Genomic DNA, 17,887 nt, shown 5'->3' with positions numbered 1-17,887 from the left:
AGTGTGCGCATAATGTATGCGCATTTGCCCGGCGTAGCAACGACGAAACGGCGTCTGATCGTGCGCCCAGCCCTCCGCTATGGCTTCGGCGTTCGTCGCTCCAATCTACAAATAATTGTCGATCGATCGGCCCGCGGCCGAACGCTCCTCATCCCTCCATTTCTTCCCTTAACATTTCAAGTTCCAGCCATTCCTCCTCAAGCGCGGCCAGCGTGGCTCTTTCCTTGTCGAGGGCGGCGATGGTCTTCTGGAACGAGGCCGGATCGCGCTCGTAATAGGCCGGGTCGGCGATGTTGTCCTCCAGCCGTGAGATCGAGGCGGTCACCGCCTCGATCTTCTTGGGCAGCGATTCCAGCGCGAATTTCTGCTTGAACGACAGTTTCTTTGCCGGGCCCTTCGGCGCAGCTGCTTCGGTCCTGGCTGCCGCCGTCGCTTCGCTGGTCTCGGCCTTCGTCCGCGCCTTGCGGTCGTCCAGCCTGGTGCCGCCGCGCTGCGCCAGCATGTCGGAATAGCCGCCGGCATATTCGATCCAGCGGCCGCCGCCGTCCGGCGCGATCAGGCTGGTCACGGTGCGGTCGAGGAAATCGCGGTCGTGGCTGACCAGGATGACGGTGCCGGCAAAACCGGCGACCAGCTCCTGCAGCAGTTCCAGCGTCTCCATGTCGAGATCGTTGGTCGGCTCGTCGAGCACCAGAAGGTTTGCCGGCCGTGCCAGCACGCGGGCCAGCAACAGCCGCGCTCGCTCGCCGCCCGAAAGCTCACGCACCGGCGTGCGCGCCTGTTCCGGTTTGAACAGGAAATCCTTCATGTAGGAGACGACGTGGCGCTGCTCGCCATTGATGACAAGGTTCTCGCCGCGTCCGTCGGTGAGGTATTGCGCCAGTGTCTCTTGCGGATCGACCGCCTCGCGCTTCTGGTCGAGTGTGGCGATCTCCAGATTGGTGCCGAGCCGCACCGTGCCTGAGTCCGGTTTCAATTCGCCGGTCAGCATCTTCAAGAGCGTCGTCTTGCCGGCGCCGTTCGGCCCGACCAAGCCGACGCGGTCGCCGCGCTGAATACGGGTCGAGAAGCCCTTGACCACGGTGAGGTCGCCAAAGCTCTTCTCGATGTTCTTGGCCTCGATCACCAGCTTGCCGGATTCGGCGGCGTCGCTGGCCACCATGGTCGCCGCGCCCTCGGCGCCGCGATGGCCACGAAAGCGCTGGCGCATGGTCTGCAACTCGCCGAGCCGGCGCATGTTGCGCTTGCGTCGCGCCGTCACGCCATAACGCAGCCAGTGCTCCTCGCGCACGATCTGGCGGCCGAGCTTGTGCTGCTCGCGCTCTTCTTCTTCCAGCACCGTGTCGCGCCATTCCTCGAAATGGCCAAAACCCTTGTCGAGACGGCGGGTCTGGCCGCGGTCGAGCCAGACGGTGGCGCGTGACACGCGCTCGAGGAAGCGGCGGTCGTGCGAGATGACAATCAGCGCCGAAGAGGTGCGGGCAAGCTCCTCCTCCAGCCACTCGATGACCGACAGGTCGAGATGGTTGGTCGGCTCATCGAGGAGGAGAATGTCGGGCTCCGGCGCCATGACGCGGGCAAGGGCAGCGCGCCGCGCCTCGCCGCCGGACAGGTCGTTCGGTCGTTCCTCGCCGGACAGGCCGAGATGCTCCATCAGATAGGTGGCGCGGTAGGGGTCATCGGCGGGTCCAAGCCCCGCCTCGACATAGGCGCGGACGCTGGCGAAACCATCCATGTCTGGCATTTGCGGCAGGTAGCGCACTGTCGCCGAAGGCTGGCGGAACATCTCGCCGTCCTGCGGCTCGATCAATCCCGCAGCGATCTTGAGCAACGTCGACTTGCCCGAGCCGTTGCGGCCGACCAAAGCGATCTTGTCGCCCGCCGACGCTGTCAGTTCCGCCCCGTCGAGCAGCGGCGTGCCACCAAAAGTCAGCTTTATCCCGTCGAGATTGAGAAGTGGCGGCGCCATGTCAGCTTTCAGGTAGGGGAAAAGGATGGGCGAGCAACAGCGCGCGGCCGCTGCCCAGCGCGATTTCGAGCCGGCCCTTGACCTCGTTGGAAATGGTCAGCGATGAGCCGAACGCGACCTCGACGTGGTTCAGCGGCCATTTGGCGCCGGTAACGGTCAAGCCGGAAAGGTCGGAGAAGCCGAGGATCGAAAACAGCGTGCTGTCGGCGTAGTCGAAGCCGGTCTTTCCGGGAAGCAAGGGGATGCCTTCCTGGGCGCCGCTGGTCAAAAGCACCTCTATGCCTGCCTCGGCCAGCCGGATGCTGAGCGCGAGGTGCAGGAAGGCGTGGTCGGTGCGCTTGCCGCCGAACGCGCCGGCGAGCACGAGCCCGGTCGCGCCGCGTTCGAGCGCAGCGGCGATAGCCAGCTCGCCGTCGGTCTTGTCCTTTTCTGCCGGAAACACCTGGCGGGGCACGGCGGCCAGATCGTCCGGCAAGTCCGCCGGCACCGAATCGAAGTCGCCGACCCAGAGTTCCGGCGTCAGCTCCAGCGTCCGGGCATGGCCGATGCCAGCGTCGGCGGCGATGACACGGGAGCCTTCGACCTGGCGGTCGAGCAGCGGCGTGCGGATAAGATCGCCGCCAAGCAGGATGGTGAATTTGCTCATATGCGTGGCCCTTACCAGCCCTGCTTGCGAAACGGAAGGCCGCGCTCCAGATGCCCTGCAAACTTCAGCTTGCGCAGCACTTCGGCCGGGCCTATGTGTCGAAACGCTCTAACGGGGTGCTGGACGTGATCTTCGCGGACCAGCTGAGAGGCAACCATGCCAACCCGCTGAACCTGATCCGGTTTGTACCGGCGGAGGGATTAGACGTTTCGGACAGCCCGACGCCTCAATTCCTTTCAATGTGAACGAAGGAGGCGCCGATGCGCACGTTTTCATACTCTCTTGTTTCGGCAATGCTGCTTGCCGCGTCCGTTCTCGGCACCGGGCCAGCATCCGCGCAGGAGAAACTCACCGTCTATACCTATGAGAGCTTCACCGCCGACTGGGGTCCAGGCCCCGCGGTCAAGAAGGCCTTCGAGGCGGAATGCGGCTGCACTCTCGATTTCGTTGCGGTCGCCGACGGCGTCGCGCTGCTCAATCGCGTCAGATTGGAAGGGGCCGCGACCAAGGCCGACATCGTGCTCGGCCTCGATACCAATCTGACGGTGGAAGCCAAGGCTACCGGCCTGTTTTCGCCGCATGGCCCGGTATCGGACGTCAAGGTGCCGGGCGGCTGGAGCGACGATATTTTTGTGCCGTTCGACTATGGCTATTTCGCCGTCGTCTACGACACCGAAAAGCTGAAGACCCCGCCGAAGAGCCTGAAGGAATTGGTCGAGGGCGATGCCGATGAGAAGATCGTCATCCAGGATCCGCGCACCTCGACGCCCGGTCTCGGCCTGCTGTTGTGGGTGAGATCGGTCTATGGCGACAAGGCGCCGGAAGCCTGGGCCAAGCTCAGGGCAAAGGTGCTCACCGTGACGCCGGGCTGGAGCGAGGCCTATGGCCTGTTCACCAAGGGCGAGGCGCCGATGGTGCTGTCCTACACCACGTCGCCGGCCTATCACATGGTCGCCGAAAACACCGAACGCTATCAGGCGGCGTCCTTCGAGGAGGGCGAGTACCTGCAGATCGAGGTTGCCGGCATCACCACGACTGGTGCGAGGAACCCGCTGGCGGAAAAGTTCCTGGCCTTCATGACCGGTCCGAAATTCCAGAACGTCATTCCCGAGACCAACTGGATGTTTCCTGCCGGCAAGACCGACAAGCCGCTCAACCCAGCCTTCGACAAGCTCGTCAAGCCGACCAAGGCCTTGCTGTTCAGCCCCGAAGAGGTCGCCGCCAACCGCAAGGCCTGGGTCGACGAATGGCTGGCGGTGATGAGCAAGTAGCTTCTGATTGACGATGATCACTCTACGGCGCCCCCCTCTGTCCTGCCGGACATCTCCCCCACGAGGGGGGAGATCGGCCATCATGCCGGCTTTCGCCAATCTCCGACATTGCCGGAATGAGCGGAGCGCTGAACCTGCCAATCTCCCCCCTCGTGGGGGAGATGTCCGGCAGGACAGAGGGGGGCGCGAAGGAACGCAATCCTCGCTAAGAATCTCGAATCTGGTGGTCTAGCGTGCAACGCGCGCCATCATCGGATTCCCGCGTCACAGCTGGCATTCTCGCGCTTGCGGCAATAGCACTTTTGATCGGTGGAGCGTTCGCCGGGCTCATCGTCGAAGGCGCCCGCGACCCGTCCGGCGCCGCGTCGGCCTTCGACCCCTATCTCTTCCGCGTTGTCCGTTTCACCTTATGGCAAGCGCTACTGTCGACACTGCTGTCCGTCCTGCCGGCGCTGCTCGTTGCGCGGGCGCTGTCGCGGCATCCGTGGTTCTTTGGCCGCGGCCTGATCCTGCAGCTCTTCGCCGTGCCGCTGGCGCTGCCGGCCATCGTCGCCGCGCTCGGCATTCTGGCCCTCTATGGCCGTGCCGGCTATTTCGCCGGCCTGCTCAGCGCGATTGGCGGTCAGGGTTGGCCGGGCATATACGGCCTGTCCGGCATCCTCGTCGCCCACGTCTTCTTCAACCTGCCGCTGGCAACGCGGCTGTTCCTTGAAGCGCTGGGGACAGTGCCGGCCGACCAGTGGCGGCTGGCGAGCCAGCTCGGCATGGGCGCCAGACCCGCCTTCCGGCTGATCGAATGGCCGACGCTGCGGGCGGCGCTGCCGGGCGTCGCCGGGCTTGTCTTTATGCTGTGCATCACATCCTTCACCATCGTGCTCACGCTGGGCGGCGGGCCGCGCGCGACGACACTGGAGGTCGCTATCTACCAGGCGCTGCGTTTCGATTTCGATCCTGCCCGCGCGGTGACGCTGACACTGCTGCAGATCGCGCTGACCTTCGTCGTGGTGCTGGTGTTGATGCGGCTCGGCGCCAACACCGTCGGCGATGCCAACCTGTCGGTGGCACCGCGCCGGTATCTTTCGGCAAGCGTCGGCGAGACCGTGCTGAACGCAGCATTGATCGTTCTGGCATTGCTGTTCGTCGCCGGGCCGATGGCGGCCACGGTGATGTCGGGCCTTGGCGCCGATCTTGGCCGGCTGGCGGGCGAGAGCGCTGTGCGGCAAGCGACGCTGACCAGCGCAGTGCTCGCCTTGCTGGCGGCGCTGCTTTCGGTGGCGCTGTCGCTGTCGCTCGTCATGGGACGACGGGCACTGGCCCTGAAGCGTCGCGTCGGCGCCAAGACGCTGCTCGAGCATGCCACCGATACCGGCGCCGGCTTCGTGCTCGTCGTGCCGCCCATCGTCATCGGCGCCGGCTGGTTTCTGCTCCTGCGTACCGTCAGCGACGTCTTCGCGATCGCCCCTGTCATGGTCGTCACCGTCAACGCGGTGATGGCGATGCCGTTTGCCATCCGCGCTATTCGCCCCGGCTATGATGCGGCGAGCGAACGCCACGAACGGCTCTGTTTGCTGCTTGGCATTTCGGGCTGGAACCGGTTCCGGCTGATCGACTGGCCGTCGCTGCGGCGGCCGCTCGCCATGGGTTTCGCCTTTGCCATGGCATTGTCGCTCGGCGATCTCGGCGTCATCGCCCTGTTCGGTAGCGACTCCCTGCAGACACTGCCCTATCTCTTGCTGGCGCGCATGGGCAGCTACCGCACGATGGATGCCGCCGGCCTAGCGCTGCTGCTCGGCCTGGTCTGTCTCGCGCTTGTGCTGGCCGCGGATCGGCTGGGGCGGGGAGAAAAGACATGACGCTCAGCAGCGCTGAAAACGGCACGGCTGTGCGGCTGGAAAAGGTCTCGTTCAGCTATGGCGAAGCGCCGTTTTTATTCGATGTCGCGTTCGCCGCCTCGAAGATCACTGCGATCATGGGGCCGAGCGGCTCGGGAAAATCGACGCTGCTCAATCTGGTGGCCGGCTTTGAGACGCCACGATCGGGCCGCGTGCTGATCAGCGGCGCCGATGTCGGCGCCAAACCGCCTTCGACGCGGCCCGTGTCAATGGTGTTCCAGGAGAACAATCTCTTCGCCCATCTTTCGGTCGAACGAAATGTCGGCCTTGGCCGCTCGCCGTCGCTCAGGCTGGCTGAGGCCGACCACGTGGCAATCGCGGGGGCACTCAAGCGCGTCGGCCTTGCCGGCAAGGAACGGCGTCTGCCGCGCGAACTCTCCGGCGGCGAGCGGCAGCGTGTCGCACTCGCCCGCGTCCTCGTGCGCGATCGGCCGGTTCTTTTGCTCGATGAGCCGTTCGCCTCGCTCGGGCCGGCCTTGCGTGACGACATGCTCGACCTGGTAGCCGGCGTCCATGCGGAGCGGCGCATGACGGTGCTGTTCGTCACCCATCAGCCGGAGGACGCCCACCGTATCGGCCAGGACATGGTGTTCCTGGACAATGGCACGGTTGCCGCGACGGGGACTGTCGCCGATTTTTTCACCAAGGCTGGACCGGAAGCATTCCGGCGTTATATCGGTGCAGGTCCGTTTGGCCAAGGATCACGAGATGTTGCCCGGAAGCGGACATAATTTACGGCCAAACCGGCTTCAGGCGATGTGGCGTTTGCTTGCCTTGGTCAAAGTAGTGTGGCTAGGTCCTCCGATACTGGTCCGGCATAGACTGTGATTTGCCACTACAGTGCCGCGTGTGCTCGTGCGCGCGAAGGATGCTGTGGCAGTTTGATTTTGCGCATGATCCTTTTCTGAAAATCGATGCCCGATTTTCGGGGTCATGTGCCGAGACCCGAAAGGAAGCTGTTCTGCCGACCGGCACCGACAGAGTGAGAAGGAAACCGCTGGCGCGCTTCCTCGCGCTGGCCGGCTTTGCCATGGCGCTGGCAAGCTGCCAGATGTTCACGCCTCCGGACGTTCAGGAATCCGGCTTCCAGCCTTCCAGCAAACCGATCACGGTCGACAATGTCGCCGCTAACAGCAAGCTCGCCGAAATGGCGAAGGCGCAGCATCCGCGTATCCTCGCCACCTATGGCGGTGAATATTCCGATCCCAAGCTCGAGCGCATGGTCGCCAAGGTCGTCGGCCGCCTGACCGTGGTGTCGGCCAACCCGACCCAGACCTACCGCATCACCATCCTCAATTCGCCCAACGTCAACGCTTTCGCATTGCCGGGCGGCTATCTCTACATCACGCGCGGCCTGTTGGCGCTGGCCAACGATTCGGCCGAGCTCGCCGCGGTGATCGCGCATGAGATGGGCCACGTCACTGCCAACCATGGCTTGCAGCGCCAGCAGCTCGAGGCCGAGGAGGGGTTTGCTACGAAGGTCGTCTCGGATGTGCTCGGCGACAGCCCGACCGCCAAGGCGGCACTGATCCGCGGCAAGCTGCGGCTTGCCCAGTTCTCGCGCAATCAGGAGCTGGAGGCCGACGGCATCGGCATCAAGTCGATCGGCGAGGCGGGCTTCGATCCCTTTGCCGCCGGCCGCTTCCTGCAGTCCATGTCGGCCTACACCGATTTCCGCTCGATCAGCGGCGCCACCGACGCCAGCCTCGACTTCCTGGCGACGCACCCCAACACGCCGCAGCGCATCGATCTGGCGCAGCGCCATGCCCGCCAGTTCGGCGCGCCTGGCGTCGGGACGCGCGACCGTGACCCCTTCCTCGCCGGTATAGACGGCCTGCTCTATGGCGACACGCCGGAGGAAGGCTATGTGCGTGGCGAAACCTTCCTGCATCCGGGGCTCGGCGTGTCATTCTCGGTGCCCGGCGGCTTCATCATCGACAACTCGGCCGCGGCGGTGACGGCAACCGGACCCGGCGACATAGCGATCCGCTTCGACGGCGTTTCGATCGACAAGAGCCGCCCGCTGACCGACTACATCCGCAGCGGTTGGGTGGCTGGTCTCGACGAAAGCAGCGTGCGCCAGGAAACGATCAACGGCAACGAGGCGGCGACGGCGCATGCCAGCGCCGAGGGCTGGCAGTTCGACATCGCGGTGATCCGCGCCGGCGGTCAGGTCTACCGACTGTTGACGGCAGCCCCCTCCGCCAGCACCTCGCTGGACGCCGTGGCGCGCTCGGTCAGCGGCTCGTTCCGTATCTTGAGCGCGGCCGAGAAAGCGGCGCTGAAGCCGCTGCATATCCGCGTCGTCACGGTGCAGCCCGGACAGACCATGGGCTCGCTCGCCGCGCAGATGGTCGGCGTCGACCGCAAGCTCGACCTGTTCAGGGTGCTCAATGCGATGTCGCCCGGTGCTGCCGTTTCGGCCGGTGATAAAGTCAAGATCATCACCGACAGGTAGGGTGTGTCGATATTCAGGTGATGCCGGCCTGCAAACGGCAGTTCCTGCGCTTCCGGTGCTCACGTACTTTAAGTACGCTCCGCTCCGGTTCTCGGAAACCACCGTTTTCGGCTCGGCCTAACCTGAATCCCGACACACCCTAGGCGGCTGTCGCCAGAAACTCGGGGTTTTGCTTCACCAGCGCTATCTTGAGCTTTTCCATGGCGCGTGCCTCGATCTGGCGGACGCGCTCCTTGGAGATGCCGAGCGCCTCGCCGAGCGCTTCGAGCGTCGCGCCCTCGTCGCTCAGCCGGCGCTCCTCAATGATCCTGAGCTCGCGGGCGTTGAGCGCGCCGAGCGCCGTTTTCAGCCAGACAGAGCGGCGTTCGACATCGATCGTGTCACCCACGACCTCGTCCGGCAGAGGATCGTCCGAAACCAGGAAATCCATCCGCTCGGTGGCGCCCGCATCGTCGGCGAGCGGCTGGTTGAGTGAGCTGTCCGGTGCCGAAAGGCGGGAATCCATCATCGCCACGTCGGCCTCGGAGACGCCGAGCGCCACTGACACCTCGCGATAGAGCGAGGTATTCGAGATCGGCTCGGCGCCGTTTGCCAAGCGGGCGCGCAGGCGCCGCAGATTAAAGAACAACGCCTTTTGCGCCGAACTGGTGCCGCCACGCACGATCGACCAGTTGCGCAGGATGTAGTCCTGCATCGAGGCGCGGATCCACCATGTCGCATAGGTCGAAAACCGTACCTCGCGCTCCGGTTCGAAGCGGGCCGCTGCCTCCAGCAGGCCAACATGGCCTTCCTGGACCAGGTCGCCGAGCGGCAGGCCATAGTGGCGGAACTTCGAGGCCATGGAAATGACCAGCCGCATATGTGCCATGGCGATTTGGTGCAGCGCCTGCTGGTCGTTGTCTTCCTTCCAGCGCAGCGCGAGAAGATGCTCCTCGTCGCGCTCGAGATAGGGGGCTTTCATCGCCGCGCGGACCATGGTTCGCCCTGCCGTATCTTCCATCATGCCACGCTCCCTGTTCCGGGCGTTGTGGTGCGACCCTGAGCTGGCATCGTGGTTGAATTGGCGACGCCGCGCCCTACAACAGCCAAGAACGTGCCACGCGGGTGAATGGTTCCGCCGCTGAGGTCGCGTGGATTGCACTGTCCGAAAGCTCGTTGCGGCGGTCGCTACGCGGTCGGTTGGGCGTGACTCGATGTGGGCTTTAGAATTGGATTTCGAAATCATATCATTTTTGAAATCTTATTCCTTATTTTGCAAGCCTGCATCTGTCAGTTTCCGGCGCTCACAAATGCGCCGGACACCGGCCAAGGACGGGATCACAGAAAAATGAAATGGCTCAAATCGCTTATCGTCGCCGCAACATTGCAGGTTCTGGCCGTCACATCAGGCCATGCCGGCGCCAATCTCGATCAGATCAAGCAGGCCGGTGTCTTCAAGGTCGGCACGGAAGGCACCTATGCCCCCTTCACCTATCATGATGCCTCGGGTGCGTTGGTCGGCTTCGACGTCGAGATCGCCCAGGCGATCGCCAAGCGCCTCGGCGTCAAGGCCGAATTCCTCGAAGGCAAATGGGACGGGCTGATCGCCGGCCTAGACGCCAAGCGTTATGACGCAGTCATCAACCAGGTCGGCATCACCGAGGCGCGCAAGGCCAAGTATGATTTCTCCGATCCCTACATCGCTTCCAAGGCGGTGCTGATCGTGCGCGGCGACAATACCGACATCAAGAGCTTTGCCGACCTTAGGGGTAAGAAGGCAGCGCAGTCGCTGACCTCGAATTTCGGCAAACTCGCCGAAACGAACGGCGCCGAGCTCGTCGGCACCGACGGTTTCGACCAGTCGATCCAGCTGCTTCTTACCGGCCGCGCCGACGCCACCATCAACGACAGCCTGTCCTTCCTCGATTTCAAGAAGCACAAGCCCGACGCCGATGTGAAGATCGCCGCGCAGGAAGAAAACGCCGACTATTCCGGCGTCATCGTGCGCAAGGGCGATCCGGAACTGGTCGCCGCCATCAATCAGGCGTTGGCCGACATCAAGGCCGACGGGACCTACCAGAAAATCGCCGACACCTATTTCGGCCAGGACGTTTCGAAGTAAGCGCATTTCATGGAGCGGGCCGGGTTTGCCGGCCCGCATGGCAAGCAAGTCTCGCGGCGAGCCGTCTTTGACGGCCGCCGCTTTTCGCGTGATATGACGACCGTATGGTCGCGCCTTGATGCTGCCGGGCCGGTTTTTGGGCGGCAATCTCGCAAGGAGGGTTTTCGTGCCGCATTGGCTGCAATTGATGCTGGACTCGTTGCCGACGCTGTTGTGGGCGGCGCTTATCTTTACCGTGCCGCTGACGCTGCTGTCGTTCGCCTTCGGGCTGTTCGTTGGGCTGGTCGCGGCGCTGGTCCGGCTGTTCGGCCCGAAGCCGCTGGTCGCCGTGGTTCGCTTCTACGTCTGGATCTTCCGTGGCACGCCACTTCTGGTGCAACTCTTCCTGATCTTCTACGGCCTGCCTTCGGTCGGCATCCTGCTCGACGCTTTTTCAGCCGCGTTGATCGGCTTCACGCTCAACATCGGCGCCTATACGTCGGAAATCATCCGCGCCGTCATAGGCTCGGTGCCGAAGGGGCAGTGGGAGGCGGCCTATTCGATCGGCATGACCTGGAGCCAGGCGATGCGGCGCACCATACTGCCGCAGGCCGGCCGCGTCGCGGTGCCGCCGCTATCCAACACCTTCATCTCGCTGGTCAAGGATACATCGCTGGCCGCCGCCATCACCGTGCCGGAGATGTTCCAGGCGGCGCAGCGCATCGTCGCCACCACCTATGAGCCGCTGATCCTCTATATCGAGGCGGCGGCTCTCTATCTGGCGCTGAGTTCCGTGCTGTCGGCATTGCAGACGCGCTTGGAAAAGCGGCTCAACCGCTATGGCGGCTTCCTGGAGGCGCGCTCATGATCGGCCTCACCGACATCGAGAAGCGCTTTGGCGACAACCTCGTGCTGAAGGGCGTGACCGTCACCATCGAGGAAGGCAGCGTCACCGCCCTTGTCGGTCCCTCGGGCGGCGGGAAAAGCACGCTGCTGCGCTGCATCAACCTGCTCGAGATCCCGACTTCGGGCACGGTGCGCATCGGCGACGACGCGCTCGAATTCCACCCGGGCGGCAAAGTTCCCGGCAGGGCCATCCAGCGCCTGCGGTTGCAGACGGGCATGGTGTTCCAGAATTTCCAGCTGTTTCCGCACCGCACGGCGATCGAAAATGTCATGGAGGGGCTGGTGACGGTGCTGAAATGGCCGACGGCGAGGGCGCGCGAGCGGGCGCTCGCCCTGCTCGAAAAGGTCGGCATGGCGCACAAGGCCGATGCCTGGCCGGCGACGCTGTCAGGCGGCCAGCAGCAACGCGTGGCGATCGCCCGGGCGCTGGCGCCGTCGCCGAAGGTGCTGCTGTGCGACGAGCCGACCTCGGCGCTCGACCCGGAATTGGCGCAGGAAGTGGTCGACGTGCTCAGCCAGCTCGCCCGCGAGGGCACCACCATGGTGATGGCGACGCATGATCTGCGCCTCGCCTCCAAGATCGCGCAGGAAGTGGTGTTCCTCGACGCCGGCGCCATCGTCGAGAAAGGCCCCGCCGCTGTTCTGTTCAGCAATCCGGAGCGCCAGCGAACCAAGCGATTCATCGCGACGCTGAAGCAGGAGGCGGAGAAGGAAGGCGGCGGCGAAGATTAATGCATGCTGCCCCAAAAGGGCGTAGCGGTTTTGGCATAACGACATGCAAAAAACAAAAAACCCGGCGCGAGGCCGGGTTTTTCTGAATTCTAAGGTGAGAAGCGCTCAGGCAGCTTCTTCCTGCTCGGCTTCTTCGTTGTCGGCCTTGGCGCCGCGCTTCGGACCCTTGTTGAGGTTCACCTCGATGAGGCGCACCGCTTCGGTTTCCGACATGCGGTTGACGGCCGCGATCTCTCGCGCCATGCGGTCGAGTGCCGCCTCATAAAGCTGGCGCTCGGAATAGGACTGCTCCGGCTGGTTGTCGGCGCGGTAGAGGTCGCGCACCACCTCCGAGATCGAGATCAGGTCGCCGGAATTGATCTTCGCGTCATATTCCTGGGCGCGGCGCGACCACATGGTGCGCTTGACGCGGGCGCGGCCCTGCACAACTTTCAGCGCGCGATCGACATAATCTTCTTCCGACAGCTTGCGCATGCCGATGGAGGTCGCCTTCGCAACCGGCACCTTCAGGCGCATCTTGTCCTTCTGGAAGTCGATGACGAACAGTTCCAGCTTGTGGCCCGCAACTTCCTGCTCGTCGATCGAGACGATCTGGCCGACGCCATGCGCCGGATAGACGATGTACTCGCCGGTCTTAAAACCGTGACGCGCTGCGCTGGACTTCTTCTGCGGGGTGATAGTTGCCATTACGCCATGAACTCCTTGGTGTGGTACCGGCATTCTGCCGGCCGAACTCGCGCGATCGGGTAACCGATCGTTAGCCGCGCAACGATGAACCCACCGGAAAAGCCGAGGCCGGCAAACCGCATAATTGCGATCGCCTGCCCCAGATCACTCTGGTCCGGATTGAGAAATTCACCTTTCAGTGATTTGGGGCGTTTGCGCCATAAATCGACGTTGTGTCACCGGCATGTTTGGTTAATGTAGCACAAAAAGTCGGAAGAATCAAGGTTTTGCTGCACGCGCGAAGGCCATGCGCCATCGCCGCCTGTCGAGGCGGTTAATGTGCCGTGCCTATTACGCGGCGTTATGCTGGCTGACTCAGCGGTCTTGTCAGTCGCCTTCGCCGGGCTCGGCGGAGAAATATTTCTCGAACTTGCCGGCCTCGCCATCGAAGGATTTGGCGTCGGCCGGCGGCTCCTTCTTGGCGGTGATGTTGGGCCATTTATCAGCATATTCGGTGTTGATCTGCAGCCATTTGTCGAGACCCGGCTCGGTATCCGGCTTGATCGCGTCGGCCGGGCATTCGGGTTCGCAGACGCCACAGTCGATGCACTCGTCGGGATGGATGACGAGCATGTTCTCGCCTTCGTAGAAACAGTCGACCGGACAGACCTCGATGCAGTCCATGTATTTGCATTTTATGCAATTGTCGGTCACGACATAGGTCATCGGTCGGCTCCGGGACGTCCCGTTTTTGTTGGGCTTTTTTGGTCAGGTAACGCCTTTACCCGCTGCTTGCAAGGGCAGCCATTGCCGCGCGACACCGATGTTCCGGAATGGAATTCCAGAGGGGCGATGCGGCTAAGCCCGGTTATGCGTCAGTCGTCGTCGAACAACCGGTCGGTATCCCGGCGTTCCTTCTTGGTCGGGCGGCCGCTGCCGGCATCGCGCAGCGCGGGAATCGCATCCGGAACGGCCTCGCCTTTTGGCACCGGCGGTGGCGACATATCCTCGTAAAGCAGGCGCGCTTCCTCGGCCGGGCCGCGCCGGCTCCCCGTGCCGAGCACCTTCCAGATGAAGATGCGTCGCTCAAGAGTGATGGTCAGGACGTCGCCGACCCGAACCATATCGGAGGCCTGCGCTGCTTTGTCGCGATTGATGCGGACGCGTCCGGCCACCACCAGCTTCGCGGCAAGCGATCGCGATTTCACCGCACGCGAAAAGAACAGCCATTTGTCGATGCGCTGGCGGGCATCAGTGACCATCGGAGCGAGCGGGGCTTACTTCTTCAGCTGGTCGCGCAACGCGGCGAGCTTGGCGAATGGAGAATCCGGGTCGAAGCGCACAGGACGCTCCTCGCGAGGCTTAGGCTGGAACGCGGGCTTTCCACCTGGCGCGCCACCCTTGCCGTCCTGCCTGCCGCCCTTCCAGTCAGGCCGGCTTTCGCGACGATCGGAACGCTCGCCCTGCGGCTTGCCGTCGCGCCGCTCTCCCGCCTCGCCCTGGGGCTTGGGCTTGAATTTGCTGCGGTCGAAGCGCGGCTTGCCGGCGCCGTCGCGGCGTCCTTCATGGGTGGGCCGGCTGCCTGGAGCGCCGGCCGGTTGTCCGCCGGTGGCATCTGCGGGCGCGTCGCCGCGGCCGTCGCGCGCGGCTTGCCCGTTGCGCGGGCGATTGTCCCGTGAATTGTCACGGGGCCGGTTGTCATGGTGGCGGTGGCGCGGGCGCTGGTCGAAGCGGCCCTGCCGCCACAACAGAATGGGTTTTGGTTCCTCGGCCTCTGGAACAGCCTCGCCAGTGGCGGCTTCCGCCGCCGCGGCAGGCTCGGCCGAAACTGCTTCCGTTGCAGGCGAGGTTTCGGAAGCCGGCTCTGCCGGTGCGACCTCAACCTCGGCGGCTTCGGGTTCTGCCTCTGGCTGAGCCGCTGATACCGCAGGCACTTCAGCTGCGGTTTCCGCTGCAGGCAGCTCCTCTTCCGTGACCTCAGCCGGAGTTTCCAGCTGAGGTTCCGCGACAGGCTCCGCTTCGGTTGCGGGTTCCGCGGGAACTTCGGCTGTGGCCTCTGCCGCGGTAGCCGCTTCCGATTCCGAACTCTCGGCCGGCGCCTCGGCGGCTGTGTCCGCAATCGCGGCTTCCACTGCCTTGGCCTGCTCGGCTTGTTCTTGCGCCGCCTGCTTAGCCGCGGCGGCTTCACGCGCGGCATTGTCCTGTGCCTCGAGCCGCGCCTTCACCTCGGCCACCGGCTTCGGCTCGGCGCGATAGCCGAGACCTTTCAAAATCTCTTCCATGTCGTCGGCAGTGGCGCCGAGGATCGACATCATCGGCGGCGTCACCATGAAGGACTGACCGTCATAGGCGCCCTCGGGCCGCTGACCGAGGCCCGGCTTCCAGTTGGTTGCCGGCCGAATCAGATCGGCCAGCCGTTCAAGGATGTCGACGCGCACCGCGCGACGGCCGAGATTGCGGTAGCCGGCCAGCTTGTAGAAGGTCTTGTCGAAGGTGGGATCGATGACCACCGAGGTGCGGCCGGAGGCCAGCGCGTGAACCACGTCGCCAAAGCCGGGCTTGTCCTTGCCGTCGTTCCTCAGGGCCCATAACAGCGTCACCAGTCCGGCCGGGGCCGGCTTGATCAGCGCAGGCACGAAGACGTGGTAGGCGCCGAAGCGCACGCCGAGCCGGCGAAGGGCGGCGCGGCCTTCCTGGTCGAGCGACTTCATCTCCTCGGCGATGTCGCGGCGGTTGATGAGGCCGAAATGCTCAACGAGCTGGAAAGCGATGCCGCGGCCGATGCCGGTGATCTGCTCGGCGTTTTTGAGGTCGACCAGCGGCTTCAGCAAGGACTCGATCTGAAAATTGACGAAGCGCTCGGCGCGCGCCGCGACCTTGTCGCGGGCTGGACCGGTGAGCTGCTCGTCGGCAAGCAGCACAAGGCGCGGCTTCAACGGCTCGTCGCCTGCGACCAGCGTGCCGATCGGCGCGCCGATCCAGCGCAGCGTGCCGTCGGAGCCGAGCGCGATGTCGCCGTTGGCCGAGGCGCCGAAGCGCTCGGCCCGGGCCTCGAACTCGGCTGCAAGCGCTTTCTGGGCTGCCGTGCGCACCGCCTTGGCGTCTTCGCCGCCGGCGCTCTGGTCGGCGGTGAAGCGGAACCCCTGCAGCTCGCCGACATGGTGGCCTTCGACGAGGACGGTTCCGGTTGGGCTAATTTCGGCTTCAGGCATGGTATTTTCTCTAAGGCGCCGCATGAGGACGGAAGTCCTGCGGTCTACGAAGCGTTTCGTCAACCGCTCATGCAGCGCATCCGACAATCTGTCTTCGATTTCGCGCGTCTTTTCCTGCCAGTGTGCCTGATCGGCCAGCCAGCCGGGCCGGTTGGAGACGAAAGTCCAGGTGCGGATCTGGGCAATCCGGTGCGACAGCGTGTCGATGTCGCCCTCGGTGGTGTCGGCACGGCGGACCTGCTCTGCCATGTAATTCTCGTCGACATGGCCATGCCTGGCAAGGTCCGTGTAGATCGAGGCGATCAGGTCGGCATGCTGGGCCGGCGCGATCTTCCTGTAGTCGGGGAGGGCACAGGCCTCCCACAGCAGCGCCACGCGCCTGGCGTCGGTGGCAAGCGCCCGGATGTCCTCGTCGCGGGACAAATGCTCGAGCGCCTGTGCATCCACTGCCGGCAGCGCACGGGTCAGGCCTTCGACCGGTGCGTTGGTCTCGATGGAGCGCTTCAGCGCATCGAGGCTGGCGAAATCGAAATGCGCGGTGCGCCATTGCAGCACCTTCACCGGGTCGAACTCATGCCCTTCGATCTTCTTGACCAGATCTTCGTCGAGCGGATCGACCTGGCCGGTGACGCCGAAGGTGCCGTCGCGCAAGTGCCGGCCAGCGCGGCCGGCGATCTGGCCAAGCTCGGCCGCCGTCAGGTTGCGATACTGGTAGCCATCGAATTTACGGTTCTGGGCGAAGGCGACATGATCGAGATCGAGGTTTAGGCCCATGCCGATCGCATCGGTGGCGATCAGGTAATCGACATCACCTGACTGGAACAGCGCCACCTGCGCGTTGCGAGTGCGCGGCGATAGCGCGCCGAGCACGACGGCCGCACCGCCCTGCTGGCGGCGGATCAGTTCGGCGATGGCATAGACCTCGTCGGCGGAAAAGGCGACGATCGCCGTGCGCCGCGGCAGACGGGTCAGCTTCTTCGAGCCGGCATAGGCGAGATGCGACAGCCGTGGCCGAGTTACCACCGACACGCCCTTCAGCAGACGCTGGAGGATGCCGTGCATGGTGGCCGCACCCAGCAGCAGCGTCTCCTGGCGGCCGCGCAGATGCAGGATGCGGTCGGTGAAGATGTGGCCGCGCTCGAGATCGCCGGCCAGTTGGACCTCGTCGATGGCGACGAAGGCGGCGTCGGTCTGGCGCGGCATAGCTTCCACCGTGCAGACCGAATATCTGGCGCCGTCGGGCTGGATCTTCTCCTCGCCGGTGATGAGCGCCACCTTGTGAGCGCCGACCTTCTCGCAGACGCGTGTATAAACCTCGCGAGCGAGCAGCCTGAGCGGCAGGCCGATAATGCCGCTTTCATGCGCCACCATGCGCTCGATGGCGAGATGGGTCTTACCGGTATTGGTCGGCCCGAGCACGGCAGTCACGTCGCGGCCCGACAGGATCAGCGGCTCAGTGTGTTTCGACTGGATGTTCATCGACCTGGAAATAAGGCTCTCTGCCTCGCGTTGTCGGGAGCGCGCCCCATGGTGGCGCGTGTGACAAGCGACACATAGGGATTTCGGGCGCGAAGCGAAAGCGGAATGTTCTAACGGCAGCTCGAAGGCTCTCGTCTGGTGTTGTCAACCGGTCCTGATTTAACAGTTGGAACGAGTCTGGAACGAATCAGCTACGAATCGCTGACTCTTGCTGATTCAGGTTTTGTTCACGGCTACATCTGGTTTTTTTGCCAACGAGTCTCACCACATGCTGAATCGCCGAACTGGCCCGATTCATGCAGGGCGGACGTCGTCGTTAACATTTGCCGGTGGACGATCGGCGCAGGCCGGCGGGCGTCACCCAACATTATGAAATTATTGGTCTTTCTTAACGCGCCTTAACGGTTCGAGGAGTGTTTTCAGCCTTTGTCGTTAACCTTCCGGTCAAAGCCGGAACGAAACGGCGACGAATCAGCGCTGGCGGAGGTTTCTCGTTTTGTTCACCCCAACATGTTGTGTTGTGAACAGCTTTTCCACCGAGAATCCACAGGCGGTGAACAGGTTTTGCACAGGCTG

General features: G+C 63.9%; 14 protein-coding genes and 1 riboswitch. Of the genes, 7 read left to right on the top strand and 7 right to left on the bottom strand.

Features of this window, described 5'->3' with window-relative positions:
- Positions 1-148: 148 nt before the first annotated feature.
- Both RPG13_RS03510 and RPG13_RS03505 read right to left on the bottom strand, forming a co-directional pair.
- Positions 149-1,969 (bottom strand): ABC-F family ATP-binding cassette domain-containing protein, encoded by a 1,821-nt coding sequence (locus tag RPG13_RS03510; RefSeq protein WP_126104553.1) that lies wholly within the window; start codon positions 1,967-1,969, stop codon positions 149-151.
- A 1-nt stretch (position 1,970) separates the two neighbouring features.
- Positions 1,971-2,615 (bottom strand): thiamine diphosphokinase, encoded by a 645-nt coding sequence (locus RPG13_RS03505; RefSeq protein WP_127288396.1) that lies wholly within the window; start codon positions 2,613-2,615, stop codon positions 1,971-1,973.
- Positions 2,616-2,717: 102 nt separating this feature from the next.
- Positions 2,718-2,832, top strand: a riboswitch (TPP riboswitch).
- 43 nt (positions 2,833-2,875) lie between these two features.
- Here RPG13_RS03505 and thiB point away from each other — a divergent pair.
- The 4 genes from thiB (at position 2,876) to RPG13_RS03485 (ending at position 8,236) form a co-directional block, all read left to right on the top strand.
- A complete protein-coding gene (thiB, locus tag RPG13_RS03500) occupies positions 2,876-3,886 on the top strand; it encodes a thiamine ABC transporter substrate binding subunit (RefSeq protein ID WP_337124408.1) in 1,011 nt (336 codons plus the stop codon).
- A 233-nt stretch (positions 3,887-4,119) separates the two neighbouring features.
- The gene (gene thiP, locus RPG13_RS03495) at positions 4,120-5,739 is read left to right on the top strand and encodes a thiamine/thiamine pyrophosphate ABC transporter permease (RefSeq protein ID WP_337124407.1); all 1,620 of its coding nucleotides are present in this window, start codon (positions 4,120-4,122) and stop codon (positions 5,737-5,739) included.
- Positions 5,736-6,509 (top strand): thiamine ABC transporter ATP-binding protein, encoded by a 774-nt coding sequence (thiQ, locus tag RPG13_RS03490; RefSeq protein WP_337124406.1) that lies wholly within the window; start codon positions 5,736-5,738, stop codon positions 6,507-6,509. Before thiP ends, thiQ begins: the two co-directional genes overlap by 4 nt.
- Before the next feature lie 299 nt (positions 6,510-6,808).
- The gene (locus tag RPG13_RS03485; RefSeq protein WP_164547277.1) at positions 6,809-8,236 is read left to right on the top strand and encodes a M48 family metalloprotease; all 1,428 of its coding nucleotides are present in this window, start codon (positions 6,809-6,811) and stop codon (positions 8,234-8,236) included.
- 139 nt (positions 8,237-8,375) lie between these two features.
- Here the strand turns inward: RPG13_RS03485 and RPG13_RS03480 are convergent, their stop codons facing one another.
- Positions 8,376-9,239: an RNA polymerase factor sigma-32 gene (locus tag RPG13_RS03480; RefSeq protein WP_095487366.1), complete on the bottom strand. Its 864-nt coding sequence runs from the start codon at positions 9,237-9,239 to the stop codon at positions 8,376-8,378.
- Positions 9,240-9,563: 324 nt separating this feature from the next.
- Here RPG13_RS03480 and RPG13_RS03475 point away from each other — a divergent pair, with 324 nt between their 5' ends.
- The 3 genes from RPG13_RS03475 to RPG13_RS03465 all read left to right on the top strand — a co-directional run bounded on the left by RPG13_RS03475 (position 9,564) and on the right by RPG13_RS03465 (position 11,954).
- Positions 9,564-10,337, top strand: coding sequence for an amino acid ABC transporter substrate-binding protein (locus RPG13_RS03475; RefSeq protein WP_095487677.1), 774 nt, complete (start codon positions 9,564-9,566; stop codon positions 10,335-10,337).
- 166 nt (positions 10,338-10,503) lie between these two features.
- Positions 10,504-11,184: an amino acid ABC transporter permease gene (locus RPG13_RS03470; protein WP_029348816.1), complete on the top strand. Its 681-nt coding sequence runs from the start codon at positions 10,504-10,506 to the stop codon at positions 11,182-11,184.
- Complete coding sequence (locus RPG13_RS03465; protein ID WP_337124403.1) at positions 11,181-11,954, top strand: amino acid ABC transporter ATP-binding protein; 774 nt, start codon at positions 11,181-11,183, stop codon at positions 11,952-11,954. Before RPG13_RS03470 ends, RPG13_RS03465 begins: the two co-directional genes overlap by 4 nt.
- A gap of 105 nt (positions 11,955-12,059) precedes the next feature.
- On the opposite strand, the gene RPG13_RS03460 is transcribed toward RPG13_RS03465, so the two are convergent.
- The 4 genes from RPG13_RS03460 to RPG13_RS03445 form a co-directional block, all read right to left on the bottom strand.
- Entirely contained in the window at positions 12,060-12,641 is a 582-nt protein-coding gene (locus tag RPG13_RS03460) for a CarD family transcriptional regulator (protein WP_027152934.1), read from the bottom strand.
- 366 nt (positions 12,642-13,007) lie between these two features.
- Entirely contained in the window at positions 13,008-13,346 is a 339-nt protein-coding gene (gene fdxA / locus RPG13_RS03455; protein WP_095487362.1) for a ferredoxin FdxA, read from the bottom strand.
- A 149-nt stretch (positions 13,347-13,495) separates the two neighbouring features.
- A complete protein-coding gene (locus tag RPG13_RS03450) occupies positions 13,496-13,882 on the bottom strand; it encodes an RNA-binding S4 domain-containing protein (RefSeq protein WP_095487360.1) in 387 nt (128 codons plus the stop codon).
- Positions 13,883-13,897: 15 nt separating this feature from the next.
- Positions 13,898-17,311 (bottom strand): helicase-related protein, encoded by a 3,414-nt coding sequence (locus RPG13_RS03445; protein ID WP_095487358.1) that lies wholly within the window; start codon positions 17,309-17,311, stop codon positions 13,898-13,900.
- Positions 17,312-17,887: the final 576 nt, after the last annotated feature.

The organism is Mesorhizobium sp. ISC15, from assembly GCF_037162615.1.
Taxonomy (GTDB): Bacteria; Pseudomonadota; Alphaproteobacteria; order Rhizobiales; family Rhizobiaceae; genus Mesorhizobium; species Mesorhizobium mediterraneum.
The sequence above is the reverse complement of the archived record's forward strand: the minus strand, read 5'-3'. Positions and strand labels throughout refer to the sequence as shown.